The organism is Pseudomonas sp. GM49 (assembly GCF_000282355.1).
Lineage (GTDB): Bacteria > Pseudomonadota > Gammaproteobacteria > Pseudomonadales > Pseudomonadaceae > Aquipseudomonas.
This window is the reverse complement of sequence record NZ_AKJL01000061.1, coordinates 1-2,107: the sequence shown is the minus strand read 5'-3', so window position 1 is coordinate 2,107 and position 2,107 is coordinate 1. Positions and strand designations below refer to the sequence as shown.

Below are 2,107 nucleotides of genomic sequence, written 5' to 3'. Positions count from 1 at the left end.
CCCCAGCCGTACCGGCTGGCCGAGTTTCTGGGCGCCGCTGGACAAGGCCGTGGCCACCCGTCAGGACCGTACGTTCGGCATGGTCCGCGAGGAAGTTCACTGCCGGCGCTGCGGCGGGCATTTGGGCCATGTCTTCGATGACGGCCCGAAACCCACCGGCCTGCGTTACTGCATGAACGGCCTGGCGATGAAATTCGTGCCGAAGACGGTGTGATTCCCCTCCACTCACTTTTTGCAGGTAATCGCCATGTGGCTGCTGGTCCTCGCTTATCTCGGTGGTGTGCTGACGATTGTCAGCCCGTGCATTCTGCCGGTGTTGCCGTTTGTCTTCGCCCGCACCGGGCAACCCTTCGTCAAAAGCGGATTGCCGCTGCTGGTGGGGATGGCACTGACGTTCGCGCTGGTTGCCACGTTGGCCGCAGTGGGTGGTGGCTGGGTGGTGCAACTCAATCAGTACGGGCGCTGGCTGGCGTTGGTGTTCGTCGCGTTGTTCGGTCTGACACTGTTGCTGCCGCAACTGGCCGAGCGCCTGACCCGGCCGCTGGTGGCGGCGGGCGGTCGTTTATCGGAAGCGGCGGGCGCCGATGCGCGGCCACGTCCCGGTGCTTCGTTCCTGATCGGCGTGGCCACCGGCCTGCTGTGGGCGCCCTGCGCCGGGCCGATCCTGGGCTTGTTGCTGACCGGCGCGGCGCTGCAAGGGGCGAGCATTCAGACCACCTTTTTGTTGCTGGCGTACGCCGCGGGTGCCGCCACTTCCCTCGCGCTGGCGTTGCTGTTGGGCGGAAAAGTCTTCATCGCGATGAAACGTTCGATTGGCGCGGGTGAATGGGTGCGTCGCGGTCTCGGCGCGGCGATGCTGGCCGGTGTGGCGGCGATTGCCCTGGGGCTGGACACGGGGGTTCTGGCGCGGTTTTCCACGGCGTCCACCGGCGGTATCGAACAAGCGCTGGTGGAGAAACTGAGCGGCAAGTCGCCGCGTAACATCGCGGCGCTGATGGCGCAAAACCCAGTCGCCGAAGGCGCGATGCCCGTGGCCGAGAAAACCTCGGGCAGCTTGCCGGTCGAAGGCAACCTGCCGCCGCTGGACGGCGCCGTGCAATGGCTCAACTCGCCGCCCCTCGATGCCCAGGCCTTGAAAGGCAAGGTTGTGTTGGTGGATTTCTGGACCTACTCCTGCATCAACTGCCTGCGCTCGCTGCCCTATGTCAAAGCCTGGGCCGAGAAGTATCGCGATCAGGGGTTGGTGGTGATCGGCGTGCATGCGCCCGAGTTTGCCTTCGAGCGTGACGTCAACAACGTCACCAAAGCCATGAAAGACCTGGGCATCAACTACCCGGTGGCCATCGACAACGAGTTCAAGATCTGGCGCGCCTTCAACAACGAATACTGGCCAGCGCATTACTTTGCCGATGCCCAGGGACGCATTCGTTATCACCACTTCGGCGAAGGTGCGTACGCGGAGTCGGAGCGAGTCATCCAGCAATTGCTGCGTGAGGCAGGTGCCGCAAAAGTTGCGGACGGGCTGATCGATGCCAAGGCCGATGGCGTGCAAATGGCCCCGGACAACAACGCCGTGCAGTCGCCGGAAACCTATGTCGGCTACCAGCGCGCGGAGCATTTCGTGCCGGAAACCGCATTGGTACCGGACAAGGTCGCGGCCTACAACCCGCCGGCGCAACTGGCCCTCAACGACTGGAGCCTGGGCGGGCAGTGGCATGTCGGCCCGGAACGGGCCACCGCCAGCGCACCGGCCAGCCGCATTGTCTATCGCTTCCATGCCCGTGATTTGCATTTGGTGCTCGGCCCTGGCGCCGATGGCAAGCCGGTGCGTTTCAAGGTGCTGATCGACGGCCAGGCTCCCGGCGATGCCCATGGCATGGACGTGGCCCCCGATGGCAGTGGCACCGTAACCGAGCAGCGCTTGTACCAACTGGTGCGGCAGAACGACGGTGTGAGCGACCGGACCTTCAGTATCGAGTTTCTTGACCCGGGTGCGTCGGCTTACGCCTTCACGTTCGGCTGATAAATTTTCAACGATTCAGGAGTTCGCCCCCATGAAAACCCTCTTTACCTGGCGCCGTACCCTGCTGGGGCTGGCGGCTGCCGG

Annotated in this window: 2 protein-coding genes; both read left to right on the top strand. The window is 64.2% G+C overall.

The features are described from left to right. A partial coding sequence (gene msrB / locus PMI29_RS23520; protein ID WP_007995160.1) for a peptide-methionine (R)-S-oxide reductase occupies nucleotides 1-214 on the top strand: 214 nt, incomplete at its 5' end. 33 nt (nucleotides 215-247) lie between these two features. Further along, the gene (locus PMI29_RS23525; protein ID WP_007995158.1) at nucleotides 248-2,023 is read left to right on the top strand and encodes a cytochrome c biogenesis protein DipZ; all 1,776 of its coding nucleotides are present in this window, start codon (nucleotides 248-250) and stop codon (nucleotides 2,021-2,023) included. The last annotated feature ends 84 nt before the right edge of the window (nucleotides 2,024-2,107 follow it).

What these genes read in the sequence shown, in the direction of transcription:
- PMI29_RS23525 (WP_007995158.1), top strand. Translation starts at nt 248, where the DNA reads ATGTGGCTGCTGGTCCTCGCTTATCTCGGTGGTGTGCTGACGATTGTC.